The following is a 23,965-nucleotide window of genomic DNA, read 5'->3' as shown; positions in this document are numbered from 1 at the left end:
GGGGTGTCTTCCATCAATGGAGCCTCCGAATCCCGTTGCAACCACGATGGATCTGCCGGTAGGGGCTGACAAGCGCTCGAGGGCGATCGACACCGGTCTTCATCGGGGGCAATGGGAGTTCATGAAGGGTGCTTCACGGGGCAGAGCGCTGCAGAGCGCCCCAGCGGCCGGATGCTGCTCACAGCAACACCTGGGCAGCGGCGCACGCGTACCCGGTAAGCGCAGTGGGCTGGGCCGACATGCTCAATCAGGGCTTCTCGAGCCTCGTGCTGCAGATCCTCCAGGGTCGGAGCGGTGATGTGGATGGGCAGGGTGTCGGCCTGGGCTTCCAGGTGGCCGGGGCGTTCAGCCAGAACGCGGAACACAACCTCACGCATGCGGGGGGTATCTCCTTTCTTTCCGCATCCATCCTTGGCCTGCTGGCGCGTTCTGGCAGGTACGGCCGGATACGGGGAACCGCCCCTGCGCGCTGCCCGGACAAAGTGGGGCCGATGAACTGGGGTTTCCATCGAGACAGGCGCATCGGAGTTACGAAGAAATCCCGCGACCTTCACCCACACCAGTCCAGGGACTCTAAAAACCTGCAGTAAGCAATCCACCGCCGTCATTGTGATCAAGCGCGCCCAAATCGCCCTCATGGCCCTGGCTCTCGCTGCCCTGCAAACGGGCACCAGCGAGGCCTGCACCAGCTTCACCCTGAAGGGGAACGACAATGGGCGTGTCTATGGGCGCACTATGGAGTTCGGGATGCCGATGAAAAGCAAGGCGATCCTGATCCAGCGCGGCACGAAGCTGGTGGGCGTCGGCCCGAACGGCAAGGCCGGAAGCGGCAAGCCGTGGACCACCCGCTATGCCGTGGCGGGCCTGAATGTTCTCGGCCTCGACATGGTGGTCGACGGCATGAATGAAAAGGGACTCTCCGGCGGCATGCTGAATTTCCCGGGCTGGGCCAAGTACCAGAACGTGTCTGCCGCTCAGGCGCGCAACTCGATCGTGAGCTGGCAGATGCTCACCTACGTGCTCAGTCAGTTCGGCACGCTGGATGAGGTGAAGGCCGGGCTCCCGAAGGTGCTGGTGAATGGAGCACCGTTGGCGTCCTTCGGCGGCACCGTGGGCGTTCACATGACCCTGCATGACAACCAGGGCCGCTCCCTCTCGGTGGAATACATCGATGGCGCCCTGGAACTAAAGGAAAATCCCACGGGCGTCTACACCAACAATCCCCCCCTGGCCTTCCACCTGGCGAGTGTGGGTGACGCCGCCAACATGAGCAACAACCCAGCACCCACCCTCAAGGCGGGACGGATGCCCTTACCTCCCGCCAGCTCCGGCGAAGGCTTCTACGGGTTGCCGGGAGATTTCCTCTCCTCCTCACGCTTCGTGCAGGCCTTCACCTTTGCCCGCTATGCGCCCACCAACCTGACTACGCAGCAGCAGGTGGGCACTGCCTTTCGCATCTTGGGGCAGTTCGATCTTCCGCCCGGCAGCATCAATCTGCCGGTGGGCAGCGCCTACGGCGGCGCTGACACATCGGCGGGCTACGAAATCACCGAGTGGACAGTCGCCGCCGACATGAAGAACCTCGTGTATTACATCCAGACCTACGACAACCCAGACCTGCGGAGCCTGAGGTTTGACCAGCTGCCCCTGGCGGGCGGGCAGATCAAAACCATGCCCTTGGATCAACCCATGCGCGTCACCACCCTGATGCCCTGAGGTCGGTCAGGTTGACCAGGCCCTGCTGTGGTGGTGGGTCTGGATCCGGATGCTGGGCTGATTGCTGCTGCAGTGCCCAGCTCGCCCTTCGCCCCTGAGCTACGCGGTGGTCAACCAGTCGCTGGCCCGGTCGGGCCACAGACAGGCCATGGACGCGACAGCATGTAACGAACTCGTTACATGGCTCCCATGACTGTCGGGGAAGTCTTTCTGGAGTCCCTCTCCAGCGGCGTGATCACGGAACGCGAGATCTCTTGGGTTGCCTCCCAGCAGGGGGCTTTTGTTCGGCACGAGGAAGCCCTGGCTATTCGGTTGGGTCGCTTGGTCGACGAAGGGCAGATCAACCTTGGCTGCCGCCTGCCAGGTCGTCTTGTCCAGCACCAGGTGGTGTTGAACGAATGGATCGAACCGCTGGGCCGGCGGCGCGGCAGACAGACCGTTTGCGCCTGAGACCGCCGTAGCTCTCATGACGCAAGACCAAACATTGCACTATTGGCAGAACATGCGCATTGCCATGGAGGCTGCCGGCGAGACCTCAAGCGCCATCTACAAGCGCGCTCTTGCGATCAGCCAGGGGCTGCCCGATCCTCTTGCAATCCCCGAAACCGCTCACCCCTCCCCCTGAGCCACACACAAAGCAGTTTCTGGCGGTTCTTGCCAGCGAGCCGCTCAGTCGGCACTGCTGACAGCTTCCCAGTGGAGCGCTGGGCATGGGCGATGTCTGCGCATGTTCGGTGTTATCGGTGCTCTGACCCCCCAATCAGGCCCCGCCGGACTTGGCGGGCATGATGCACCCATGAGGACTTGCGCCACGCTCACCCTGCTGTCGCTCATTCCCTTCGCAGCCTTTGCGGAGCCCATGCAACGCGGCGCCTGCGCCGCACAAGAGGCCGCCTTCCCCGCACTGATCGGCAAGCCCCACCCGGAGGTCGAGGCGGTGCTGCGAGCCATGCCGGGAATCCGCGCGCTCCGTGCGGGCGGCCCCAATGCGCCCATGACCACGGACTACCGCGAAGATCGCGCGACCCTGACCGTTTTGGACGGCCGCGTCATGCGCATCGTCTGCGGCTGATCAGCCGCGGCCACAGTCTTCTCTTTCACTTCCTGCTAGCGGCTGAGGCTCAGCTGGCCCTCTGGGCGTGACCATGAGTTTCGGTCTCACCCTGCATCAGCAGCTCCCCTGTCTTGTTGGATGCAAAGCAGATCGCGTGCTGAGGAAGCCCCAAGCAGACTTGGCCAAGGTCAACGCTGACATCTGGATCAAGGCATTCCGAGCACTCCATGCCTGGTAGCGGCCTGTGAGCTTCAGCGCTGCAACAGCCAGCGCAACAGCGACAGGCCAATGATCACCCCGATGCCTGCGTTCCACAGCCAGGACGGGCGCTCGGCCAACCGCTGCAGCCACGTCGGCAGCCGATCACCCCACTGCTTCAGGGCCAGCCCCGCCAGCAGCAGCACCAGCAGGGGGATGCCGATCGCCAGCACGAGTTCGCGGAGCATCGACACCTCTTCTCTCCCCGAACCGTATCCAGCCCCGAGGGCTGCGGCAGTCAACCCGCTCCAACCGTGCTCGACCAGGTGTACGCATTTGGAGTGACGCATGGGTGTGCCCTTGCCCCGGCCTGCGGCCCTGGCCGCCCGACTTGAAGCCCCGATCGAGGCGTGGCCCTACCTCGTCAGCGAGGTGCTCGTGACAACCCGCAGCCGCCAGGTCTGCATGCCCTCGCATTGGTTCAGGCACTACGCCGGGGTGAACTGCATCCCCGTGCTCACCAGACGCTGCCAGGGCTGGACCGATGTCAGCTGTGACCGCTCGCTGTGAGCTGGTGGCCTTCAGCTCAACAACCAGCCTTGCAGCAGGGGAATCGTCACGAATGAAGCTGCGGTGTTGAGCAGAATGCAAAGCGCCAAGCGCTCCACATCCAGGCCCACCCGATCGGCGATCACGAAGGTGAGCAGCTGGGTGGGCATCGCACCCTCCAGCACCACGGCCTGAAGGTAGGGCTGCTCCAGGCCGATCCAGCGGGCGGCGGCCAGCACCACCAGCGGCGAAACCAGCAATTTGATGGTGCTGGCCAGCAGCAACGGCCAAGGCCGGTGCAGGCTGCGATAACGCAGGCCCATCCCCAGCGACAACATCATCAACCCGGTCACCGTGTTGCCAAGTATCCGGGTGGCCTCCATCAGAAACCCCGGCACTGGTATGCCGCTACCGGTCCAGACAAGGGCCAGCACGATGGCCCAGAGCGCCGGCATCGTGACCACCGCGCGCAGGGCCTGACGCCAGACGCCGCGACTCACCGTGCCCCTGAAGCTCTCGCCCAGCGCCACCCCCACGCTGAGATTGAGGGGCGTGGTGGTCACCTCGCTGAGGATCGCCACCTTGGCCACCTGCAGCGCAAGCCCTGGGAACAGACCCTGCAGCACCGGCAGCCCCAGATAGGTGACATTGCCAAAGGCACTGGCCAGAACCAGCGCCCCCTTCTCCTCAGCAGGCATCGCCAGGGGTCGAAAGAGCAGGAGGGCCAGCCCCAGGCAGCAGACCACAGCGATCCCCATGACCAGAGGGATCTGCACCATTTCCGGGCCACTCGGCACGCTGCAGATCACCCGAAACACCAGGGCCGGCAGGAACACATTCAGCACCAGCACGCCGATGCTGCGGCGGGCAGCTTCCACATCGAAGTCGGGGAGCCAATAGCGCAGCAGGCTGCCCAGCAAGGCAATCAGCCCGAGGGCCAGCAGCACGTCAGCCACGGCAACCACCCGGCGGTGAGGCTGGAACAGAGGCCATCCCCATGGATCAGCAGCATCCAAGAAAGGGGGCCACAGCCATGATCCTGCGGCAGCATCAATTGCGCAAGCGCTGGCCGGCCGCCTTGGCGGAGCCTGACAGCAACGGGATCATGGGAGTTATCCCCGATGGGTCCATCGGCCATGGCCGTTCTGCAGAACCGTCTCGAACTGAGCAGCGAAGGGGCGCTGATCGTGCTGCAGGCAGCCACGGCCAAAGCCCAGGAGATCGGCGTTCCCCAGTGCATCGCCATCGTCGATCGCGGCGGCCATCTGCTCGCCTTCCTGCGCATGGATGGCGCCAAGGTGCTCAGCCAGTGGTCCGCCACCCAGAAGGCCGTCACGGCCGCCTCATCCGCCAAGCCCAGCGGCGAATTGGCCGAGCCGCTGGCGGCAGGACTGGTCGCGGCCACCCAGGGCCGCTTCACCAACCTCCGCGGCGGGCTACCGATCATGGTGAGTGGCTGCCTGGTGGGGGCTATCGGCGTCGGCTCCGGCACCGCCGAGCAGGATCTGATCGTGGCCCAGGCTGGTATCGATGCCCTGCTGGCATGCCTAGCCTGAGTTAAGGCACCTTGCCCACTCCACTTGAACAAGATCACCGGACCACTGCGCAGGGCCTTGATCTATGGCGCGGTCAGCTATGGCGGGTTGGTGTTGATCAACAACGCAGAGCTTGACCTCCCGAACATGTGGATCGCCTATCTGCCGATGTTCATCGGGGTCTATGTGCTCACCCAGTGGTTGGATCGCAAGATTGGCAGCTGAGGAGCTGGCGCAGCGTTCGTGGCTCCAGAGGAGTCGCCACCCAGTCAGTCCCTGCACCTCCGCCCTTCACTAAAGACCAACTGGGCTACTCCCCAACCAAATGGCAGGCAATCCGCCGGCGTTGCGGCATGGCTCGGTGTTCCCACAGGTAAATCCCCTGCCATGTCCCCAGGAGCAGGCGACCGCTTTTGACGCTCAGGGTCATGGTCTGCGCCGTCAGTGCGGTACGGATGTGGGCCGGCATGTCGTCGTCGCCCTCATCGTCGTGGAGGTAACGCGTGCGCTGGCCCTGCCCATCGAGGGGGCCGAGGCCATCCTGAGGAACGACTGCATCCATCCACATCGCCAGGTCCTTCAGCACCCGTGGGTCGGCGTTTTCGTTGATGGTGAGGCTGGCGCTGGTGTGCAGGCAGGTGAGGTGCAGCACGCCCAACTGGATGGCGGCGTCAGCAATCCACGTGTTGAGCGATTCGTTCAGCCGGGTAAAGCCCTGGCCGCTGGTGCGGAGTTCAAGCTGCTCGAGAACCTGGCGCATTGCAGTGGCTGCGGCGACGAGCCCAACCCATAGCAGCGCAGCTGGGCAGTCGGGCAAGGGAAACGGCTCACGCCTCCCCCCCCCCAGCCAGGCCGCCGCCGTGGATGCCCGCAAGTGCGCAGGGTCTTCATTGCCTGGTCGGTGTGCCATTGCCAATCTGACGGCAGGCCTGGCGCGGAGAGCCCAGCGATGAACTCAGGTCCACGCCTGGATCCGCTGGAGCTGCTGAGACAACAGGAGGCCAACCGCCTGCCCTGGCTGTTGCCTGAACGCCAGCGGCGCATGGCCGAGAGCCCGTTTGCCTTTTTCCGCGGCGCCGCCATCGTGATGGCGGCCGACCTTGGCCGCGAGCCCCACTCGGGCTTGATGGTGCAGCTTTGCGGCGATGCCCATCTGCTCAACTTTGGCTTCTATGGCTCCCCTGAGCGGCAACTGCTGTTCGGCATCAACGACTTCGATGAAACCCATCCCGGGCCCTTCGAGTGGGATGTGCTGCGGTTGGCCGCCAGTTTTGTGTTGGCAGCCCGCAGCCTGGGGCTGAGCGAGAAGCAGCAGAGCCGGATCTGCCGCCGCACGGTGCGTGCCTATGGCGAGGCGATGGCGGAGTTTGCCGCCATGGCCCTGATGCCGATGTGGGTGGCACGGCTGCCGCTGGAACGGTTGATCGACGAACGCGCCAGCGCCAACTTCCGCACCCACCTGAGCCAGGTGACAGAGGTCGCCCTGCACAGGGACAGTCGCCAGGCGGTGCGCAAACTCTGTGAAGCCGATGGCAGGGGTGCGCTGCGTTTTCGCCATCAGCCGCCGCTGATCTGGCGCTTTGACGAGCTCGAGCCAACCTGGCTGGCCGGCATGGACTGGCAGGACTGGTCGCTGACCATGCTGCGCAGCTACATGGGCTCGATCTCTTCCGCCATGCAGCACCTGCTGGGGCAGTATCAGTTCACCGATTCCGCCCTCAAGGCGGTGGGCGTGGGCTCCATTGGCACCCGCTGTGGCATCACCCTGTTCGTGGGCCCGCATCCAGACGACATCCTGGTGCTGCAGGGCAAGCAGGCCGAACCCTCCGTGCTGGCTCCCTTTGTGAATCTGCCTGCACCGAAGCATCAAGGGCAGCGGGTGGTGGAGGGGCAGCGGTTGCTGCAAACCGCCAGTGATGCCTTTCTGGGTTGGACCACCAACCCCGCAGGTGATCACATCTATATCCGCCATTTCCGCGATTGGAAGGCCTCGGTGGATGTGGCCCAGTTGGATGGCGATGGCCTCAAGGATTACGGCTGGCTCTGCGGCTGGACCCTGGCCAAGGCCCACGCCAGAGGCGGCGACCGCCGTGCCATGGCCGCCCACATCGATGACCCGAAGCACTTTGCCCAGGGTCTTTTGCAGCAGGCCGTGCACCATGCGGATCTGGCCGAGGCCGACCATGCCTCCTTTGTGGGAGCCATGAGCCAAGGCCATGAACCCGGAGCAGAGATGCCCTCGGCGTAGGCATTTCTCGGTCTGCGCCATTGAATGGGGGTTGATCTTCCCTGCTGCATGACTCCCCACTGGTTGAAGCTGCGCTGGCCGGTCACCGCCCTAGCGCTCGGCGGTATGGCACTGGCCGGCTTGGTGCGCCTCAGCCAACACCCAATCCAAGTGAAGTTGGAGCACAGCTTTACGGAGCCGCTGCAACTCGGCGGCAAGGTGAAGGGGGAGCTGAACATGCCAAGGCCGGTTCAGATTGAACCCAGCCGCAGCCTGGCAGTGAAAGTGGTCGAGCATGCTCCGATCAATCTGAGCGTGACCAACAGAGCGCCACTGGAGGTGCAGGTTCGCAATGCCCAGCCGATCCAGGTTCAGGTGGATGAGACCAAACCGATCCAGGTGGATATGGATCCCCAGGCACCAGTCAAGGTGAAAGTTGGCCTCTGACAGGGGATGTGGGCACCCGCTCAACCAGCACCAGTGGACCGTTGTCCCTACCTTGACCAGGCTTTCGTCTCGATGCCGATGATCCGAGTTGCGACCGTTGGAGTTTGCATCGCTCTGGGATTGCTCGCCGGGTGTGGTCGTCCAGATCCCCAGGCCCTGAAAAAGCTGGCCTGCGAGCAGGTGGCCAGCACGATCGATCTCCAGTCCGTGGCTCAGCTCGATGCGTTGCGCAAGGCCTTGGGTCTTGCTCCGGGGGTTGATCCAATCGCGTCGTGCCGTGCCCTTGGCGCCGCGATGGGCTCCGGACCTCAGGGGGAGAGAACGGGAGAGGGCGGCAGCGGGGAGAACTGATCGGGGGATCCCTTTTCCCCTGCCCCTTCCGCAACATCGATCCGATGCAAGGGTGTATCGCGGTTCAGGCGCAGGGCACGGATTAGAAGAATCCCGGACTTTTGGGCTGCGCTTGCGGCGCCAGCCCACCGGGCGGTGCAGCGAACCGGGCCCGCTGCAGATCCCAGAACGCCAGCAGCGCCGAGAACGCCACCAACATCACCAGCCCGATCCCCAAGGAGACCCTTTGCCGGTGCGATCGGGTGCGCCTCCGCCTAGGCGCCTGAGCACCCCCCAGTGGCTGAGCGCAACGCCCGCACACCAGCCTCCCGGCCAGGCTGCGATCCGCCTTCACCGACCAACTTCCGCAGTTGGGGCATGCCATGTCCTCAACAAACCTGGGTGGCGTTCAACGACTTCAACTATCGCCTCCACGGCGGCTATCGGCTGGATCAACCCGGGCGGGTTGCCGCCAGAGCGGCAACCAGGGGCTCCAACTTGCGCCGCCAGGCCTCGGCTCCATGACGACCTTGATCGGCCTCGGCAGCGCGAAGCAAACCGGCCAGCTTGTAGGCCACAACAGAGCGGGTGCGCTCGGGTCCCAGGGACGAGGGTGTCATCGCGATGGACGTCTCACGAACCCCCAACCTGAATCACCCAAGCCGTTGCTGTCAGCAAAATTGGGCAAGGTCTCAGGCAGTTCTCACCAAAGCTTTCACGGCTGTTTGGAGCGAGTTGCGGCGACCTAGGCCCGCGTCCCCTGTTCCACACCCTCTTGCCGGTGGCCAATCACCAGCAGCAGCAGGCTGATGGCGCCGAGCAATCCCACCAGCAAGGCTGCAACAAGCATGGTGCCCGCCAGGCCACTGGCGTAGGTGTCGCTCATCAGCTGGATGGCCTGCGCCGGCAATCCTGTGGCGTGGCTCAGCCTGCCGCTGCCCAGGGCCGCCCGCACCTTGGCTTCGAGTTCCGAACTCCAAACGGTTGTGCCGCCCAGCTTCAGCACCTGTTGATGCAGGTTGGCGGCACCAAAGCCATTCACCATCGCGGCGCTGGCGGCGAAACCCAAGGCGAAGCCAAACTGACCGGTGGTGGTGCGAAAGGCCGTAACGGGGCCGAGCGAGCCCGGCGGAGCTTCCTGGACGAACAACGTCGCCTGGGGCACGATCATGAAGGCCAGGCCACTGCCCACCAGCACCATCGGCATCACCAGGGCGCTGTAGGCGCTGTCGGCGCGGATGGCGGCAAACCACAGCAGGCCGAGCACGAGCACCAGGATGCCACCAGCCATCAGCTGGGTGGTGCGGCGACCGGGACGCATCAGCCAGCCGGCCGGCACAGCGGCCACGGCAGAACTGACGAGCAGGGGGAGCTGGGCCATGGCTACTTGCGCGGTGCTGAAGTGCTGAACCAGCTGCCAGAAATTGCTCGTTTGCAACTGCACCACGGCCCAGGCGACGTTGCCGGCGATGCCGCTCACGATCGCCGCCGCGAAGCAACCACGCCGGTAGAGCGCAACCGGGAAGATCGGCTCCTGACGGTGACGCTCGATCAGCAGATGCACGCCGAACAGCACCACCCCAGACAGGCTGGGCACCAGAAACTGCGGCGAGCTGAGCCCCTGGATGGCGTGACAGACACCGCTGAGAAAGAGCACCATCGCTGCCGCGATGCTGATCAACCCTGGCCAATCGGGCCTGAGCTTGGTGTCGGCGGGCATCGGCGGCACCAGCAGCGGCAGCAACGCCAGACACAGCAGCGCCAGTAAGGGCACCAGGCCCAGACCCAGGCGCCAGCTGCTGTTGGCCAACAGGCCGCCCAGGAGTGAGCCGGCGATAAAGCCAGCAATGGTCCAGAGGTGCCACACGCCCAACGCCTTGCCGAGCTGGTCGGCACGGCTCACGGCGCCCACGGCTGCAAACGACAGCACGAGCACACCGCCCACGGCGATGCCGGCCAGGGCACGACCCAAGAGAAACAAGCCCGCATGGGGTGCCGCCAGGGCGATGCCATCCCCGGCGATGGCCAAGAGCAAGGCGCCCATCAACACCTGCCGGCGCTCCAGGCGATCTCCGAGAAAGCCCATCAAGAGAACGGTGGCCGCCTGAGCCAGGGTGGAGATGCTGGCTGCCAGGGCCAACGTGGGGCCCTGCATCGCCAGGGATTGGCCGGCCTTCACCAGGGCGTTGTTGGCCACGCTCGGGTCGATCAGTTGCAGGCTGGCCAGAATCCCAAGGAAGGGCACCGCCAGGGCTCGGGTGGGGTGAGGGCTCAACGGGCTGAAAGCATCGGACTCAGCGCACGCTGGTGTGTGCTTGGGGCATGTTCCCCGTCGCGCCCTGGGCCAGACGACTCTCCTGGGTGTTGGCGGCGAAAAAGTGGATCAGATTCGCCACCAGGCCACTCCAGCCGGTCTGGTGGCTGGCGCCAATGCCAGCGCCGTTGTCACCGTGGAAATATTCATAGAACAGCAGATGATCCTTCCAATGGGGGTCGTGCTGAAAGGTCTGCTGACTGCCGAAGACCGGCCTGAGGCCCTCTGCATTGCGCGTGAAGATCGACACCAATCGGTGCGCGAGTTGCTCGGCAACCTCATAGAGATTCATCATCTGGCCACTGCCTGTCGGGAATTCAACTTTGAAGTCATTTCCGCAATACGTGAAATAGACGAGCAAGGCACGAATAATCATGGTGTTGACGGGCATCCAGATCGGGCCGGATTTAACGCATCCCATGCCCAACTATTTTGCATCCGTAGCTTCGGCCCCTTCCCTACCCTTCTCCGCTTAACGGCCGTCAGCCACAGTGACAGTCGCCCAGGGTGTTGCTGCGGGGGGCAGCCATCTCAGCTCCGATGAGCTGGACAGGGGCCCTCAGACCCGTGGTGGTGGCTCGAGTGTTTTGCCAATTGCGCACCCACCCCCGGCTTCGCTGCGCATTTGGCATGGTCGGATGGCCTCGCTCTGTCGCCATGGTCACAATCGGAAGACCCATCCACCTGATTTCCGATGTGGCGCGCCGGTCTGCCTGTTCTGTTGGCCGTCTCCGGGGTGATGCCGGCCGCGCCTGCGTTAGCTGAATCGGCGGTGATCTCCCAGCAGGCCCTATCGCCTGCTGAAATTCGCCAGATCGCTCGGGATGCCTACGTGTATGGCTTCCCGATGGTGGACAACTACCGCATCCAATACGCCTATTTCGTCGATCCCACCAATCCCGACTACAAGGCGCCCTACAACCAGCTCCTCAACGTTCCGCGCGTCTACACACCGGCCGACAGGGCCGTGCAGACCCCCAACTCCGACACGCCCTATTCGTTTGTGGGCCTGGATTTGCGCCAGGAACCAATCGTGTTCACGGTGCCCCCGATCGAGCAGAAGCGCTACTGGAGCATTCAGCTGATCGACCTCTACACCCACAACTTCGCCTATCTCGGTAGCCGGACCACCGGTAACGCCGGTGGCTCCTTCCTGATTGCGGGCCCCAACTGGAAGGGCAGCACGCCCCCGGGAATCACGAAGGTGATTCGCTCCGAAACGGATCTGGCCTTGGCCCTCTATCGCACGCAGCTGTTCAACGCCGCAGACCTCAAGGCGGTGCAGGCGATCCAGGCCCAATACAAGGTGCAACCCCTTTCGGCGTTCCTCGGTCGTCCCGCCCCGCCCACGGTGCCGGCCCTTCGACTGGAGAAGCCACTCACCCCTGAGGAGCAGAAAACTTCACTGCGTTTTTTCGCGGTGATGAATGCTCTGCTGCCCTATGCCCCCACCCATCCAGCAGACCAGAAGCTGCGCGAGTCGTTCGCTCGCATTGGCATCGCACCAGGCCAGCCCTTTGACCCCAGCAAGCTCTCCCCCCAGAGTCGCGCCGCACTGGAAGCGGGCATGGCCGACGCCTGGAGGGATTTCGCCGCGCTCAAGGTGCGCATCGACAAGGGGGAGGTGACCTCCGGTGATCTGTTCGGCACGCGTGAGTTTCTGGACAACAACAGCCTCAACCGGATGACCGGCGCCGTGCTGGGCATTTATGGCAACAGCCGCGAGGAGGCCCTCTATCCGGCCTATTTCGTGGATGCGGATGGCAGCAAGCTCGATGGCCGCCGCCATGCCTACCGCCTGCGCTTTGCACCGGGGGGGCTACCACCGGTGAATTCGTTCTGGTCGCTGACGCTGTATCGCTTGCCAGAGAGTTTGCTGTATGCCAATCCGCTGAACCGCTACCTGATCAATTCGCCGATGCTGCCGGGGCTGAAACGGGATCCCGATGGCGGCCTCAGCCTGCTGGTGCAACACCAGGCCCCCTCCAAGGCCCTGGAGTCGAACTGGCTGCCCGCACCTGATGGGCCCTTTGCTTTGTTCCTGCGCCTGTACGGGCCGAAAGCGGCGGCACTCCAGGGGCAGTGGAAGCCGCCCTCGCTCCAGCCCGAGCCCCTTCCGGCCCAGCCAGCCCAAGCCCAGGCTCCATCGCCACGTGGCGAGGTGGTGACGCCCCAGACCTACATCCGTGCGGAGACCGATCGCACCTTCCACAACATCGCCCGCCAGGCTGGCGGGGTGAACCGCTGGTTTGTGATCCGCAAGCCCACACCGCTGGATCAGCAGACGGTGGTGCGCATGAATCTCGACACGCTGTATTCCGCCTCGATTGTGGATACCTCCAAGGGCGCCACGGTCACGATCCCGCCGCACCCCAAGGGGCGCTTCATGTCGGTGCTGCTGGTTGACAATGATCACTACGCACCGGCCGTGCTCTATGAGCCCGGCACCTATTCCCTGCCGAAGGACACCAAGTATCTGGCGGTGGTGGTGCGCACCCAGCTGTTCAATCCCAAGGATCCCGCGGAGATTGCTGAGGTGAATCGCCTCCAGGATTCGGTGGTGGTGAAGGCGGCCAGTGCCGACCCCCTGCCGCCGCAGCGTTGGGATCAGGTTTCCCTCCAAGCCCTCACCCAACGCTATGAGCGGGAAGCCAAGGCCTATTCCAGTTACAAGGGAATGATGGGGCCCCGCGGAACGGTGAATGAACGCACGCGCCATCTGGCGGCGGCCGCCGCTTGGGGCCTGAATCCGGAGACCGATGCCACCTATCTGAGCACTGCCGGTGCGTTTAATCCCCGCCTTTGCCACATCGCCACCTATACGGTGCCGGAGAACAAGGCCTTCTGGTCGATCACCCTCTACGGCGAGGATGGCTACATGAAGCATGCCAATGCTGTGGTCAATTCCAGCAACGTGGTGCTCAACCCCAATGGCACCTTTACGGTGGCGTTTGGCTCTGAGCAGGCCTGCGGTCAGCGACCCAATCGGCTGGATGTGGCGCCGGGTTGGAATCTGATTATGCGCATTTATCGGCCGGGTCCTTCGGTGCTCAGCGGCGCCTACAAGCTGCCGACACCCACTCCTGTGCCCTGATGCATGGCGGTTTGCCTGTGCGCATGCCCCTGCTGGGCCAGCCAGGCCTGAGTCACGCGTTTGATTGCCCGCAATCCTGGGCTGACCAACTCAACGCGTGGACGCCGAGCCATGTCTGTGAGCCCAGGGCGCGTCAGGGCCAATTCGTCAATCGCATGGCCATGCTCCCCCTCGGCTGCATGCGGATTCTGAGCACCCACGGAAGTGCGATTCAACTCGAAAGCACGGGCTCTGGGCTCGCCCATCTGGTGATGCCCTATCGGGGCCTGACGCGTTGGCGTGTGGAGCGCCATTGGTTGGACAGTTGGACCCACGAATCCCTGTTGTATGTGCCTCCCGGTCCGCTGCAGATTGAGAACACGGTGACGGCTGGTGTGGTGACATTTGTTGATCCCGATGCCCTTCTGCAAACCGCACTGTCGATGGCAGGTGTCCATGAAAGCAGCGTGATGATCAAGGCGATGCTCTCGTCACCACAGTTGATCCCAGTGCAGGGAGTTCGCAATCAACGCCTTGCCAAGGTTCTCTACTCGACGTATCAAAATCTTGATCTTTTGATTTCTGCAGGGGCTGATGTTCTGCACCACTCCCGGATTGATGATCAGATTTTGCGCCTTTGGGTGTTGCTGCTGATCCCAGGGCTGCATGCAGGCGATGACTGTTCAAGCCGGTTTTCCTTGGGGGAGACTGGCTCCGCTTGGGTGAAAACTCTTGCCACCTGGATTGAAGCCCATGCCGATCAACCCTTGGCGCTGAGTGATCTGGAACGGCAGTCGGGTTATTCGCGCCGCAGTCTTCAGTTGGCTTTTCGCGCCCACCTGGGCTGCAGCCCAGGTGCAATGGGTGAAGCGCTGCCGGATGCAGAAAGCCCGTGAGCGTCTCCAGCATCCCGCGCACGGTGATTCCGTTGGTTCGGTGGCCCTGGGTCTGGGTTTTGTGAATGCCGCTTCCTTTACCCGTGATTTCACGCGCCTCTTTGGTGAGCGCCCTTCGGCCGTGCTCCGCCAGGCGCGCCTTCGACCGAATTAGTACGGGCGTCAGCCTCTTGCGGGGCCCTGCCGGGCAGGAGTGGGGCTTCTACCTACAGCCATCTCGTGTTGGGCTCAGCAGAGTGACGATCAGCGACCCCATTGCCATGCACGCTGCAGCGGCGCCATCAGGCCCCATGGCCAAGGATCCGATCTGCGGCATGGTGGTGCCCACGGCCACCGCGCTCTCGGCCCAGCGGGGCAGCCGCACCTACTACTTCTGCAGCCAGGGCTGCCGCCAGACCTTCCTGGCGCCCGAACACGAGATGCGCCGGATGCGCCGCCGCGTCGGGATTGCCCTCACGGGAGTTCTGGCTCTGGCGATCCTGCGGGCTGCGGCCTTCATCGCCCTGGCCGCTGGGGTCAGCCTGCTGAGCTGGGCGCCCGTGCCCCAGTTGCCCTGGCTCACCTGGGGGGTGTGGCTGTTTCTGCTCGCCACCCCTGTGCAGCTGATCGGCGGCTGGGGCTTTTACACCGGTGCTTGGGCAGCCCTGAGGCGCCGGGCCCTGAACATGGATGTGTTGATCGCGCTGGGCACCTCGGTGGCCTACCTCTACAGCGTGGTTGTCGTGTTTGCACCCCAACTCCTGCCGGTTGGCATCGATGAGCGGGGCGTCTACTTCGAGGTGTCGGCGGTGGTGATCGCCTTCGTGTTGATGGGCAAATACATGGAAGAGATCATCAAGCAGCGCTCCTCCGCAGCCGTGCGCCGGCTGCTGGATCTCCAACCTGCCCAGGCCACGGTGATCCGTGAAGGCCAGGAGATGGTCGTGCCGGCCGAGACGGTGCTGCAAGGCGAGTTGCTGCTGGTGCGACCCGGCGAAACGGTGCCGGCCGATGGGGTTGTGCTGGAGGGGCAATCGGCGGTGGATGAGGCGCTGATCACCGGTGAATCCCTACCGGTGGCCAAACAGGTGGGCTCCGAGCTGATCGGCGGCACGCTCAACGGAGCCGGTGTGCTGCGCTTCACGGCCACCCGGGTGGGTGCCGACACCGCCCTGGCCCAGATCATCCGCATCGTGGAGCAAGCTCAAGCCAGCTCGGCCCCGGTGCAGCGGCTGGCCGATCAGGTGACGGCTTGGTTCGTGCCAGCGGTGGTGGGTGTGGCCGTTGCGGCCTTGGCGCTGTGGACCTTGGCCGGCAGCTTCAGCCAGGGGCTGCTGGCCTTCATCGCCGTGCTGGTGATTTCCTGTCCCTGTGCCCTGGGCATTGCCACCCCGGCGGCGCTGATGGTGGGCGTCGGCAAGGGCGCCGAGCTGGGCATCCTGATCCGCAGCGGCGAGGTGCTCGAACGCGTGGAGCGGCTCACCACCGTGGTGTTCGACAAGACCGGCACCCTCACCCGCGGCAGGCCGACCGTCACCCAGGTTGTGCCCCTGGGCTCCGCCACCCCGGAGCAGCTGTTGCAGCGGGCCGCTTCGTTGGAGCACGGCTCCGAGCATCCCCTGGCGGCAGCTGTGCTGAACGCCGCGGCGGAGCAGGGGCTGGAGTTGCTGCCCGCCACCCAGTTCGAGGCCCAGGTGGGCGAGGGGGTGCAGGCCGTTGTGGCTGGCCAGAGCCTGTGGCTGGGCAATCGCAGCCTGGCGGGCCGGTTTGTGCCGCAGCTCAGCGATGCCGTGCAGCGCCCCCTGCAGCAGCTGGAAGCCGCCGGCAACACGGTGACACTGATCGGCCAGGGCGGCGAGGTGCTCGGCCTGCTGGCGGTAGCCGACACGGTGCGGCCCGAAGCCCGGCGGGCCGTTGAGCTGCTGCAGCGTCGCCGGATCCGGGTGGTGATGCTCAGCGGCGACAACCGCACCACGGCCCAGGCCATCGCCGCCCAGGTGGGCATCACCGAGGTGATCGCCGAGGTGCGCCCTGCCGACAAGGCCAGCACCATCCGGGCCTTGCAGCAGGCCGGCCAGGTGGTGGCGATGGTGGGCGATGGCGTGAACGATGCCCCGGCCCTGGCCACCGCCGACATCGGCATCGCCATCGGCACCGGCTCCGACGTGGCCAAGGAGGCTGGCGACCTGCTGCTGCTGGGCAACGACCTGCGCGATGTGGTGACGGCCATTGGCCTCTCCCGAGCCACGATGCGCAAGATTCGCCAGAACCTGTTCTGGGCGTTCATCTACAACAGCCTGGGCGTGCCAATCGCCGCCCTCGGCTGGCTCAACCCGATGATTGCCGGTGCGGCGATGGCGCTCAGTTCGCTCTCGGTGATCGTGAATTCGTCGTTGCTGCGGAACTACAAAAAAGCTGCGGCATAGGGCATCAGGGCAGCAGAACCTCTCTGCCTCATCCCATCCCCAAGGCCAGTGCCTTGGCGGCCCATCCCCAGCCTGCATATCTTGAGCGTCCCGTCACATCCGCAGGAAGGAGGAGAACGGGCGATGCGGAACGCGCCCAGATTGCGCCACTTCCTTCAGGCATGGATGCCGTTGATTGACCAGGAGGATGACGATGGGGCGCGCATCATGGCTGAGGGGGGAACGCTCTCAGCGGGTGGTATTCACCGCTGTTCCTAATGCTTGGCGTGGTCGCACCTCGATCAGCATTCACATCTACGGCGCCAATAGTGGTGCAGTGAGACGTCATCTCTATGATCGCGATACCGGTCGTCAGTCCGTCTTTGTTTCCGGCGATGCCAACCATGTAATGCTGAGGATCTGGGATCGATCCGCCCAATCGTCGGCTTTACCCTGACCAGCCTGTCCAGGATGAATGGTCTTCAACCCAGTCCGATGCCCCGTCCCCTGGCACTCCTGATGGCGGCTGTGCTCGCCATCTTCTACCTCGATGCCTTTGTGATAGGGGCATCAGGACCAGAGGTGGTGGCCTTCATCCTGCTCGGGGTTCTGACGGTGGTTGGTTTTCGGCAGCATGCCGACCACGGCCCGCACCGTTGGCCCGCAGTCCTGCCAATCGTGCTGGGGGCGTTGGGCGCCACTGCCGTGCAGGCCCTCAGCCGGGCAGAGCTCATGACCATGGTTTCGGCCACGGCCCTGGTGGGTTGCCTGGGGGCCCTGCTGGAGCGACGGAGCGGCGCGATGTCCCTTGCAGCACCGCTCTATTGCGGAGCCTTTGCGGGGATGACGTCGAAGCTTGTCTTGCACCATCCCGGCTGGTTGGTGCTGGCCGGTGCCCTGGCCGGCGCCGTGCTCACCCTGCTGAGCAACAGCTGGGGCGGCATCGGCGGCAAACTCGGCACCACCGCCTTCCTGAGCGTCTTCGGCATCTGTGGCCTGGCCTGGACCTTCGGAGCCCTGGGGGCAGGCGCACCGCTGCATGCCTACTCGGCAGCGGAACGGCTGGGGGTGGTGATCGCGGCGGTGGCCTCCCCGTTGCTGACGCACTGGCTCAGTGAGCGCTGCGCCCTGGGGCCCATTCAGGGCTCCGCCTTGCCATCACTTCTGGTGGGGCTGCTGCTGCCGCTGCTGGCCGCCCCGCTCGGCATCACGCCCCAACCGCTCGCCGTGGTGTGGCTGGGCAGCAGCTTTGTGGGGATGACGGCGCACGAGCGCTTGGGCCGGCACCCCCAGGCCATGCTGATCGCCATGGGCCTGCTGTTTGCCCTGTTCAGCCTGAGCTTTGAGCCCCGCCTGGCCGGCATCGGCGGAGACCTTGGCGCCACGGCGGCGGTGTCGGTGTTCACCGTGCTGGGCGCGCGCCGGCTGCTGCCGTCGTGATGGGCTCCCTGCGCTCAGGGCCTGGGCCGCAGCACCAGCCACACCACCAGCAACAGGCTGGTGGTGCTCACCGCGGTGAAGATCAAATCGGCGTAGGGCGTCCACGGCATCGCCCCAGCCTGCCAGCATGGAGAGCCTCCAAGGTCAGCCCGTGCTTCTGAATCCCTTCTGCCCGTTCGGCGCGGCCAAGGTGCTTGCCCTGAAAGCCACGGTGCTGTTGCTGCTCACCCTGCTGATCAAGTCCAGGGTGCAGATCGCGACCGGATCGGCCATTGGGATTGGTCTCCTGCTGCTGCAGACCCTGGTGTTCCTGGCCGTCAGCGGTGGTCTGGTGGTGGCGGCTGGTGGGGCTGCGTTCGTCGCGACGCAACAGCGCCGCTCGGCAGCTGCCTGAGGCCAGGGGTTGGGCGCCCGGGCTGGCCATGCCCGTCGCCGGGATCCAGAATTGGCGGTGGCTGCTTCCACGCCGCTGCCCCCATCCAGCACTTCTCCCCAGGCCACGGCGGCTGAATCGGCCCAGGTCTGGCGCGGCCGGATGCTGGCCGTCGGCTATTGCAGCCTGCTTGGAGGCCTGTCAACCCTGCCGGGCTGGGGCTTTTTGCTCTTTCCGGAGCTGGGCCCCCTGGCCGTGATTGTGCTGAGCCGGCCCAACAGCCGCTGGGCCGCATCGCCCTGGCAGCTGATCGGGGTGCCCACAGCGGCGGCGGTGTGCGGGCTGTGGATCCACAACCACGTGCCCATCGAAAGCCTGGCGCTGCTGTTGGCGGTGCTGGCGACCCGGCTGTTGCTCAGCCTGCTGCGCAGCAGCCTGGTGCCGGCGCTTTCGGCTGCTGCCCTGCCGGTGATCCTGGGCATCCACAGCTGGGCCTACCCCGGGCAGATTGCCCTCGGGCTGATTGGTCTGACTGCCCTGCTGGCCGTTGTGCGTCGCTGGCAGGGAGCGTCGGCTGAAGCAGGGGCCCAGGTTGCCGCGGAGGGTGCCGCCCCCCCGGGCTGGCAGAGGCCCTGGTGGATCTACCTGCTCCTGATGGTGGGGCTGGTGCAGCTCACGGGGTGGCGGATGCTGCTGCTCCCGCCGCTGATCGTGATCTCCCATGAGCGCTTCGCCGAGCCAGATCACTGCCCCTGGCTGGGGCGGGCCTGGCAACTGCCGCTGGCCTGCGGCATCGCCGCTGGGGTGGGGCTGCTCGTCACCGAGCTGCTGAAGCCCCACATCGCCGTGGCGATGGCGGTGAGCCTGGGGCTCAACCTGCTGCTGATGCAGCGGCTGCGACTGGCGCTGCCGCCCCTGCTCGCGGCGGGCCTGCTGCCATTGCTGATCCCCAATGTCGACGGCCATTACGTCCTCGGCATCACCGCCTCGGCAGCAGTGCTGGCGTTCGGCTTTCCCCATGTGCGGGCCCGCTGGTGGAGGCGGGGGCCTTGGCTCCGCAGCCCATCGCCCTAGGGGTTGGCAGCCGTCCCCCCCCTGCTGCTCGTCTCAGTTGATTGGCCTGTTCTCCTTCACTCCACCCAACAGCTGCTCCACCACCAGTTTCAGCAGCAGCGACACCAGGCCCACGCCACCGAGCACCAATGCCGCGCCGTAGGCCAGTTCGGTGTCGTACTGCTTGTAGGCATCCTCCACAAACAGGGGCAGCGTTTGGGTTTGGCCGGCGATGTTGCCGCTCACCACGGCCACGGCGCCGAATTCACCCAGAGCCCGTGCGGTGGTGAGGATCAGGCCGTACACCACGGCCCAGCGCACCGAGGGCAGGGTGACCTTCCAGAACACCTGCCAATTGCTGGCACCGAGCGTGCGGGCGGCCTCCTCCTGATCCCAGCCCTCCTCCTCCAGTAGGGGAATCACTTCCCGGGCCATGAAGGGGAAGGTGACGATGATCGTGGCGAGGGCCATGCCCGGCCAGGAGAAGATGATCTTCCAGCCCAGGCTGCTCACGATGCCGCCCAGCAATCCGTTGGTGGGGCTGTACAGCAGCACCAGCATCAGCCCCACCACCACCGGTGAGATCGAAAAGGGCAGATCGATCACGCTGAGCAACAGGGCCTTGCCCGGGAACTGACGCCGGGCGATGGCGGTTGCCGCTGCCAGTCCAAAGATTGTGTTGGCGGGAACGGCGATCAGCGTGCAGCGCAGGGTGAGCAACACCGCCGAACGCAGCTCTTCCGAGCCCAGGTTCTCCATCAGGGGGCCGACCCCCTTGGCGAAGGCGCCGGCCACCACCTCCAGGGCCGGCAGCAGGATGATCACCCCCACATACAGGCACGCAATCACCGGGATGATCAGCGCAGCCGAGGGCTGAGGAAAGCGTTGACGCAGCGATTGAAGGCGTGGAGGCATGGCAGGTCAGGGAAGGGGACGTGGAACCACGAGCGCGTTTCGCTTAGATGCTTTGGGCTGGATTGGCTTCCCAGTGGCGACCCCACACCTGCAGGCCGTTGATCACCAACAGGCTCAGCAGGGAGAACAGCAGCATCACCATGCCGATCACCGTGGCGGAGGCGAAGTCGTATTCCTCCAGCTTCTGGATGATCAGGGTTGGGGTGATCAGGTCTTTGAAGGGCACGTTGGAGGAGATCATCACCACGGAGCCGTATTCGCCCACAGCGCGGCTGTAGCCCTGGGCCATGCCTGAAAGGATCGCGGGCATCAGTTGGGGCAACACCACCTTGGTCAGGGTCTGAACCGGGCTCGCCCCTAGGCACCAGGCGGCTTCCTCCTGGTCGCGCTCCAGGGCCTCTAACACCGGCTCGACGCTGCGCACCACAAAGGGCAGGGAGATGAACACCATGGCGATGGCTACCCCCAGCCAGGTGAACGACACCTTCAGTCCGAACAGCGCCTGAAGCGGCGCCCCGAGCCAACCATTGGTGCTGTAGATCGCAGCCAGCGCCAACCCGGCCACAGCGGTGGGCAGGGCGAAGGGCAGGTCGATCAGGGAGTCCAGCAGTCGGCGCCCAGGGAACTGGCAGCGCACCAGTGCCCACGCGACGACCACCCCGAACAGACCATTCACCAGGGCCGCCAGCATCGAGAGCCCGAAGCTGATGCGGTAGGTGGCCAGGGCCTCCGGGGTGGTGGCCAACTCCCAGAACTGGACCGGTCCCACGGCAGAGGCCTTGAGGGCCAGGGCTCCCAGAGGTACGAACAGCACCAGGGTGAGGTAGAGCCAGGTGATGCGCCACGACCAGGAGAGCCCCCGTTGGCGGGGCGGGACTGCTTGCGCCATGGCTGCCGTGCCGCGAACTGATCGGACCGTATCACCCAGTCGCGGTTTATTCAACGGTATGCCGGTAGGGAAAAGGAGTATGGGTTAGGGTGTTGTCGTTGCTGCTGGTGTGGTGGTCATGGGCATCCGGGTCTCCGGCGTCTGCAAGGAGTTCGGCTCCTTTCGGGCGGTCGACAACGTCAGCCTCGATGTCGAGTCCGGCTCGTTGGTGGCGCTGCTTGGGCCCTCGGGCTCCGGCAAGAGCACCTTGCTGCGGCTGATCGCCGGCCTGGAGGAGGCCGATGCCGGCCGGGTCTGGATTACCGGCGAGGAGGCCACCACCCGATCGGTGCAGGAGCGTCAGGTGGGCTTTGTCTTTCAGCACTTCGCCCTGTTCAAGCACCGCAGCGTGCGTCAGAACGTGGGCTTCGGCCTGGAGCTGCGGGGCTGGAAGCACGAGGCGATCCGGCGGCGGGTGGATGAACTGCTGGAGTTGGTGCAGCTCCAGGGGTTTGGCAACCGCTACCCCTCCCAGCTCTCCGGTGGCCAGCGTCAGCGCGTGGCCCTGGCAAGGGCCCTGGCCGTTCAGCCCCGGGTGCTGCTGCTCGATGAGCCCTTCAGCGCTCTCGACGCCAAAGTGCGCAAGGAATTGCGGGCCTGGCTGCGCAATCTCCACGACGAGATGCACGTCACCACCGTGATCGTCACCCACGACCAGGAGGAGGCCATGGAAGTGGCCGACAAGATCGTGGTGATGAACCAGGGGCGCGTTGAGCAGATCGGTACCCCCGCCGAGATCTACGACCAACCGGCCAGCCCCTTTGTCATGCGTTTCGTCGGGGCGGTGAACGTGTTGCCGTCCCATATCCACCTGGCTCCCCATCGGAACCAGCGGGGGGAGGTGTTCATCAGGCCCCATGACCTGGAGTTGCACCGCGAGCCCCAGGAGGGCAGCGTGCCAGCGGTGTTACGGCGTCTCACGCACCTAGGCCGCGACATCCAAGCTGAACTCATCCTCGAAGGCGGGGAAGAGGTGGTGGCCCAACTTCCCCGGGAGCGCATGGATTACCACGACCTTCAGGCCGGCGATGCCCTGCACGTCACCAGCCGTGAATCGCGCACCTTTGTGCCGGACTTTGTGATCTGAGCAGGGATCAGGGTCGGCTGTGAACCCGCGGAGTCCTGGCCTCGCAGCATCTGCGTCAGCAGATCCTGCCGATCTGGATCCATGAGCTCTCCATCGCTGCTCCAGTGCAGGCACCAGGGAGGGGTCTGGAGCGTCATGGCAGCTTCGGTAGCAGGAGATCGTTCTCGCCAACGACGACGAGTTGTCCCTCCTGACGAAAGCGACTCAAGATCTTGGTCACCGTGACCCGGGTCAGACCGCAGAGATCCGCCAGGTTGCGATGGGTGAGGTTGAGTTCGCTGAGCGACAGTCGGCAGCCATGACTGTTGACCTGCCCGAAGGTGCGGCCGATCCAATGGAGCAGGGCCAGCATCCGCCGTTCGCCGGAGCGGATCCGTTGGATGGCATGCAGCTCGGCCAGCATCTGACGCTCGCGGCGCAGATGCCAGTCCTGCTCATCCGAGCTCAGCTCAACGTGCTCCACCAGGACTGTGGTGAGGCATTGCAGCTCCAGGGGCTGCAGCATCGGCTCTTCAGAACTGATGACATCGCCAGGTCCCCAGAGCCCGAGGGTGATGGCCTCGCCTTCCGGATCCCAGGTGGAAGAGCGCACGTAGCCCTCATGCAGCCTCCAGCTCATCCCCTCGGGGAGAACGTCCTGGGGGTGCAGCGTCAGGCGCAAGGGGCGTTTCACAAGAGCAATGGTCATGGCGTCGGCTGGTTGCGTGGCGGGTCATCGATCGGGGCGGAGAGGAGCAAACGAGGCATTCGCAGAGAACAGGCCATGACGGGCGAGCAACTGAACGACAGTATGCGCTATTCCCGATAGGGGTACCGGTATTTTCGGGCACACGCTTTGAGGCGCCTGCGTCTCAGATGTAGAACATGGGTGAAGGCTGCCGCAGGCGGTCTCGTTCTTGAAGCAGGTGGGCCAGCGTGGTCTGCCGGAGAATCGTGCAACGGGCTTCCTCAAGGCGGCGGCTGAGGACGCCAAGGGCCTGGAACTCGGCGTCCTGCCGATCGCCCTTGCGCTCTTCGCTCGTCTCCCCCTCCAGGCAGGCTTCGACGTCGGCCACGGTGATCTGCTCAGGAGAGCGGAAAAGCTGAAAGCCTCCGCGGGGACCGCGGATGCTCTTCAGAAAGCCCCCTTTGCGTAAGGCCGTGAGCATCTGCTCCAGATACCGCTCCGGAATTGCGTGCCGCCGGCAGATTTCGCCGGTTTGAACCAATGCGCCGCTGGGATAGGCCGTGGCGAGATCGAGGAGGGCGACCAGGCCGTATTCCGTTTTGGCGCTGAATGCCACCGTTTCTCCCGCAAGGCTGCGGGCATTCTGACAGGGAAAGAACGGTAAGTGGATAGGAAATTGGCGTCCAGGGGTGTGGCTTGAGGCACACCGCAGAGCTGAGGGCGGCGGTTACTTTCCTGTGGTTCCCGATCGAAGAACCGTGGTAACTACCTCTCTGTTC

At 64.8% G+C, this 23,965-nt stretch carries 25 protein-coding genes and 1 pseudogene; 15 read left to right on the top strand and 11 right to left on the bottom strand.

The window, feature by feature from the left end; genetic code table 11:
* Positions 1 to 119: 119 nt before the first annotated feature.
* Positions 120 to 377: a hypothetical protein gene (locus H6G16_RS00325; RefSeq protein ID WP_190388343.1), complete on the bottom strand. Its 258-nt coding sequence runs from the start codon at positions 375 to 377 to the stop codon at positions 120 to 122.
* Positions 378 to 636: 259 nt separating this feature from the next.
* On the opposite strand from H6G16_RS00325, the gene H6G16_RS00320 reads away from it, so the two are divergent.
* From H6G16_RS00320 to H6G16_RS00310, 3 genes are all read left to right on the top strand, one after another.
* Entirely contained in the window at positions 637 to 1,716 is a 1,080-nt protein-coding gene (locus H6G16_RS00320) for a choloylglycine hydrolase family protein (RefSeq protein WP_190388342.1), read from the top strand.
* Between the two features lie 189 nt (positions 1,717 to 1,905).
* Positions 1,906 to 2,166: a hypothetical protein gene (locus H6G16_RS00315; protein WP_190388341.1), complete on the top strand. Its 261-nt coding sequence runs from the start codon at positions 1,906 to 1,908 to the stop codon at positions 2,164 to 2,166.
* A 346-nt stretch (positions 2,167 to 2,512) separates the two neighbouring features.
* A complete protein-coding gene (locus H6G16_RS00310) occupies positions 2,513 to 2,788 on the top strand; it encodes a hypothetical protein (protein ID WP_190388340.1) in 276 nt (91 codons plus the stop codon).
* A 233-nt stretch (positions 2,789 to 3,021) separates the two neighbouring features.
* On the opposite strand, the gene H6G16_RS00305 is transcribed toward H6G16_RS00310, so the two are convergent.
* The gene (locus H6G16_RS00305; protein WP_190388339.1) at positions 3,022 to 3,216 is read right to left on the bottom strand and encodes a hypothetical protein; all 195 of its coding nucleotides are present in this window, start codon (positions 3,214 to 3,216) and stop codon (positions 3,022 to 3,024) included.
* A 100-nt stretch (positions 3,217 to 3,316) separates the two neighbouring features.
* Here H6G16_RS00305 and H6G16_RS00300 point away from each other — a divergent pair, with 100 nt between their 5' ends.
* Positions 3,317 to 3,538 carry a galactose oxidase gene (locus H6G16_RS00300; RefSeq protein ID WP_190388338.1) on the top strand — a complete coding sequence of 74 codons (222 nt, stop codon included), beginning with the start codon at positions 3,317 to 3,319 and terminating at the stop codon, positions 3,536 to 3,538.
* 11 nt (positions 3,539 to 3,549) lie between these two features.
* Here H6G16_RS00300 and H6G16_RS00295 read toward each other — a convergent pair whose 3' ends face one another.
* Entirely contained in the window at positions 3,550 to 4,473 is a 924-nt protein-coding gene (locus tag H6G16_RS00295) for an AEC family transporter (RefSeq protein ID WP_190388337.1), read from the bottom strand.
* Between the two features lie 180 nt (positions 4,474 to 4,653).
* Here H6G16_RS00295 and H6G16_RS00290 point away from each other — a divergent pair, with 180 nt between their 5' ends.
* Together H6G16_RS00290 and H6G16_RS00285 are read left to right on the top strand one after the other, a co-directional pair.
* Positions 4,654 to 5,073, top strand: coding sequence for a heme-binding protein (locus tag H6G16_RS00290; RefSeq protein WP_190388336.1), 420 nt, complete (start codon positions 4,654 to 4,656; stop codon positions 5,071 to 5,073).
* A gap of 24 nt (positions 5,074 to 5,097) precedes the next feature.
* Positions 5,098 to 5,277: a hypothetical protein gene (locus H6G16_RS00285; RefSeq protein ID WP_190388335.1), complete on the top strand. Its 180-nt coding sequence runs from the start codon at positions 5,098 to 5,100 to the stop codon at positions 5,275 to 5,277.
* Positions 5,278 to 5,365: 88 nt separating this feature from the next.
* On the opposite strand, the pseudogene H6G16_RS00280 reads toward H6G16_RS00285, so the two are convergent.
* Positions 5,366 to 5,812: pseudogene (locus H6G16_RS00280) on the bottom strand (secondary thiamine-phosphate synthase enzyme YjbQ); the annotation flags it as partial.
* 189 nt (positions 5,813 to 6,001) lie between these two features.
* On the opposite strand from H6G16_RS00280, the gene H6G16_RS00275 reads away from it, so the two are divergent.
* On the top strand, positions 6,002 to 7,300 hold the full coding sequence (locus H6G16_RS00275) for a DUF2252 domain-containing protein (protein WP_190388334.1): 1,299 nt from the start codon (positions 6,002 to 6,004) through the stop codon (positions 7,298 to 7,300).
* Between the two features lie 48 nt (positions 7,301 to 7,348).
* The gene (locus H6G16_RS00270; protein ID WP_190388333.1) at positions 7,349 to 7,726 is read left to right on the top strand and encodes a hypothetical protein; all 378 of its coding nucleotides are present in this window, start codon (positions 7,349 to 7,351) and stop codon (positions 7,724 to 7,726) included.
* Positions 7,727 to 8,508: 782 nt separating this feature from the next.
* Here the strand turns inward: H6G16_RS00270 and H6G16_RS00265 are convergent.
* The 3 genes from H6G16_RS00265 to H6G16_RS00255 form a co-directional block, all read right to left on the bottom strand.
* The gene (locus tag H6G16_RS00265; protein WP_190388332.1) at positions 8,509 to 8,676 is read right to left on the bottom strand and encodes a hypothetical protein; all 168 of its coding nucleotides are present in this window, start codon (positions 8,674 to 8,676) and stop codon (positions 8,509 to 8,511) included.
* Between the two features lie 125 nt (positions 8,677 to 8,801).
* On the bottom strand, positions 8,802 to 10,331 hold the full coding sequence (locus tag H6G16_RS00260) for an MFS transporter (RefSeq protein ID WP_190388331.1): 1,530 nt from the start codon (positions 10,329 to 10,331) through the stop codon (positions 8,802 to 8,804).
* Positions 10,332 to 10,350: 19 nt separating this feature from the next.
* Positions 10,351 to 10,761 carry a hypothetical protein gene (locus tag H6G16_RS00255; protein WP_190388330.1) on the bottom strand — a complete coding sequence of 137 codons (411 nt, stop codon included), beginning with the start codon at positions 10,759 to 10,761 and terminating at the stop codon, positions 10,351 to 10,353.
* A 303-nt stretch (positions 10,762 to 11,064) separates the two neighbouring features.
* On the opposite strand from H6G16_RS00255, the gene H6G16_RS00250 reads away from it, so the two are divergent.
* The 6 genes from H6G16_RS00250 to H6G16_RS00220 all read left to right on the top strand — a co-directional run bounded on the left by H6G16_RS00250 (position 11,065) and on the right by H6G16_RS00220 (position 19,610).
* A complete protein-coding gene (locus tag H6G16_RS00250) occupies positions 11,065 to 13,464 on the top strand; it encodes a DUF1254 domain-containing protein (protein ID WP_190388329.1) in 2,400 nt (799 codons plus the stop codon).
* Positions 13,465 to 13,487: 23 nt separating this feature from the next.
* Positions 13,488 to 14,339: a hypothetical protein gene (locus H6G16_RS00245; RefSeq protein ID WP_190388328.1), complete on the top strand. Its 852-nt coding sequence runs from the start codon at positions 13,488 to 13,490 to the stop codon at positions 14,337 to 14,339.
* A 290-nt stretch (positions 14,340 to 14,629) separates the two neighbouring features.
* Positions 14,630 to 16,744: a heavy metal translocating P-type ATPase gene (locus H6G16_RS00235; protein WP_199289028.1), complete on the top strand. Its 2,115-nt coding sequence runs from the start codon at positions 14,630 to 14,632 to the stop codon at positions 16,742 to 16,744.
* Between the two features lie 474 nt (positions 16,745 to 17,218).
* Positions 17,219 to 18,163: a hypothetical protein gene (locus H6G16_RS00230; protein ID WP_190388325.1), complete on the top strand. Its 945-nt coding sequence runs from the start codon at positions 17,219 to 17,221 to the stop codon at positions 18,161 to 18,163.
* Positions 18,164 to 18,314: 151 nt separating this feature from the next.
* The gene (locus H6G16_RS00225) at positions 18,315 to 18,557 is read left to right on the top strand and encodes a hypothetical protein (RefSeq protein ID WP_347238735.1); all 243 of its coding nucleotides are present in this window, start codon (positions 18,315 to 18,317) and stop codon (positions 18,555 to 18,557) included.
* Positions 18,558 to 18,566: 9 nt separating this feature from the next.
* Positions 18,567 to 19,610, top strand: a complete 1,044-nt coding sequence (locus H6G16_RS00220) for an HPP family protein (RefSeq protein ID WP_190388323.1) — start codon at positions 18,567 to 18,569, stop codon at positions 19,608 to 19,610.
* A gap of 33 nt (positions 19,611 to 19,643) precedes the next feature.
* On the opposite strand, the gene H6G16_RS00215 is transcribed toward H6G16_RS00220, so the two are convergent.
* Positions 19,644 to 20,504 (bottom strand): sulfate ABC transporter permease subunit, encoded by an 861-nt coding sequence (locus H6G16_RS00215; protein ID WP_190388322.1) that lies wholly within the window; start codon positions 20,502 to 20,504, stop codon positions 19,644 to 19,646.
* Between the two features lie 43 nt (positions 20,505 to 20,547).
* Positions 20,548 to 21,393 carry a sulfate ABC transporter permease subunit CysT gene (gene cysT, locus H6G16_RS00210; protein WP_190388321.1) on the bottom strand — a complete coding sequence of 282 codons (846 nt, stop codon included), beginning with the start codon at positions 21,391 to 21,393 and terminating at the stop codon, positions 20,548 to 20,550.
* A 118-nt stretch (positions 21,394 to 21,511) separates the two neighbouring features.
* Between cysT and H6G16_RS00205 the strand changes: the two genes are divergently transcribed.
* Positions 21,512 to 22,519: a sulfate ABC transporter ATP-binding protein gene (locus tag H6G16_RS00205; RefSeq protein WP_190388320.1), complete on the top strand. Its 1,008-nt coding sequence runs from the start codon at positions 21,512 to 21,514 to the stop codon at positions 22,517 to 22,519.
* Between the two features lie 133 nt (positions 22,520 to 22,652).
* Here H6G16_RS00205 and H6G16_RS00200 read toward each other — a convergent pair whose 3' ends face one another.
* Both H6G16_RS00200 and H6G16_RS00195 read right to left on the bottom strand, forming a co-directional pair.
* Positions 22,653 to 23,207, bottom strand: coding sequence for a Crp/Fnr family transcriptional regulator (locus H6G16_RS00200; protein WP_190388319.1), 555 nt, complete (start codon positions 23,205 to 23,207; stop codon positions 22,653 to 22,655).
* A 163-nt stretch (positions 23,208 to 23,370) separates the two neighbouring features.
* Positions 23,371 to 23,802: an Rrf2 family transcriptional regulator gene (locus H6G16_RS00195; protein WP_190388318.1), complete on the bottom strand. Its 432-nt coding sequence runs from the start codon at positions 23,800 to 23,802 to the stop codon at positions 23,371 to 23,373.
* Positions 23,803 to 23,965: the final 163 nt, after the last annotated feature.

Origin of the sequence: Cyanobium sp. FACHB-13342 (assembly GCF_014697415.1) — a bacterium.
Taxonomy (GTDB): Bacteria; Cyanobacteriota; Cyanobacteriia; order PCC-6307; family Cyanobiaceae; genus Cyanobium_A.
The sequence above is the reverse complement of the archived record's forward strand: the minus strand, read 5'-3'. Positions and strand labels throughout refer to the sequence as shown.

Excerpts from the sequence above, each read along its gene's own strand:
- H6G16_RS00325 (WP_190388343.1), bottom strand. The coding sequence starts at position 377 with ATGCGTGAGGTTGTGTTCCGCGTTCTGGCTGAACGCCCCGGCCACCTG.
- H6G16_RS00275 (WP_190388334.1), top strand. The coding sequence starts at position 6,002 with ATGAACTCAGGTCCACGCCTGGATCCGCTGGAGCTGCTGAGACAACAG.
- H6G16_RS00235 (WP_199289028.1), top strand. The coding sequence starts at position 14,630 with ATGGCCAAGGATCCGATCTGCGGCATGGTGGTGCCCACGGCCACCGCG.
- H6G16_RS00255 (WP_190388330.1), bottom strand. The coding sequence starts at position 10,761 with ATGCCCGTCAACACCATGATTATTCGTGCCTTGCTCGTCTATTTCACG.
- H6G16_RS00320 (WP_190388342.1), top strand. The coding sequence starts at position 637 with ATGGCCCTGGCTCTCGCTGCCCTGCAAACGGGCACCAGCGAGGCCTGC.
- H6G16_RS00310 (WP_190388340.1), top strand. The coding sequence starts at position 2,513 with ATGAGGACTTGCGCCACGCTCACCCTGCTGTCGCTCATTCCCTTCGCA.
- H6G16_RS00250 (WP_190388329.1), top strand. The coding sequence starts at position 11,065 with ATGTGGCGCGCCGGTCTGCCTGTTCTGTTGGCCGTCTCCGGGGTGATG.
- H6G16_RS00305 (WP_190388339.1), bottom strand. The coding sequence starts at position 3,216 with ATGCTCCGCGAACTCGTGCTGGCGATCGGCATCCCCCTGCTGGTGCTG.
- H6G16_RS00315 (WP_190388341.1), top strand. The coding sequence starts at position 1,906 with ATGACTGTCGGGGAAGTCTTTCTGGAGTCCCTCTCCAGCGGCGTGATC.
- H6G16_RS00215 (WP_190388322.1), bottom strand. The coding sequence starts at position 20,504 with ATGCCTCCACGCCTTCAATCGCTGCGTCAACGCTTTCCTCAGCCCTCG.
- H6G16_RS00300 (WP_190388338.1), top strand. The coding sequence starts at position 3,317 with ATGGGTGTGCCCTTGCCCCGGCCTGCGGCCCTGGCCGCCCGACTTGAA.
- H6G16_RS00245 (WP_190388328.1), top strand. The coding sequence starts at position 13,488 with ATGCCCCTGCTGGGCCAGCCAGGCCTGAGTCACGCGTTTGATTGCCCG.
- H6G16_RS00200 (WP_190388319.1), bottom strand. The coding sequence starts at position 23,207 with ATGACCATTGCTCTTGTGAAACGCCCCTTGCGCCTGACGCTGCACCCC.
- H6G16_RS00205 (WP_190388320.1), top strand. The coding sequence starts at position 21,512 with ATGGGCATCCGGGTCTCCGGCGTCTGCAAGGAGTTCGGCTCCTTTCGG.
- cysT (WP_190388321.1), bottom strand. The coding sequence starts at position 21,393 with ATGGCGCAAGCAGTCCCGCCCCGCCAACGGGGGCTCTCCTGGTCGTGG.
- H6G16_RS00265 (WP_190388332.1), bottom strand. The coding sequence starts at position 8,676 with ATGACACCCTCGTCCCTGGGACCCGAGCGCACCCGCTCTGTTGTGGCC.
- H6G16_RS00270 (WP_190388333.1), top strand. The coding sequence starts at position 7,349 with ATGACTCCCCACTGGTTGAAGCTGCGCTGGCCGGTCACCGCCCTAGCG.
- H6G16_RS00230 (WP_190388325.1), top strand. The coding sequence starts at position 17,219 with ATGCCCCGTCCCCTGGCACTCCTGATGGCGGCTGTGCTCGCCATCTTC.
- H6G16_RS00290 (WP_190388336.1), top strand. The coding sequence starts at position 4,654 with ATGGCCGTTCTGCAGAACCGTCTCGAACTGAGCAGCGAAGGGGCGCTG.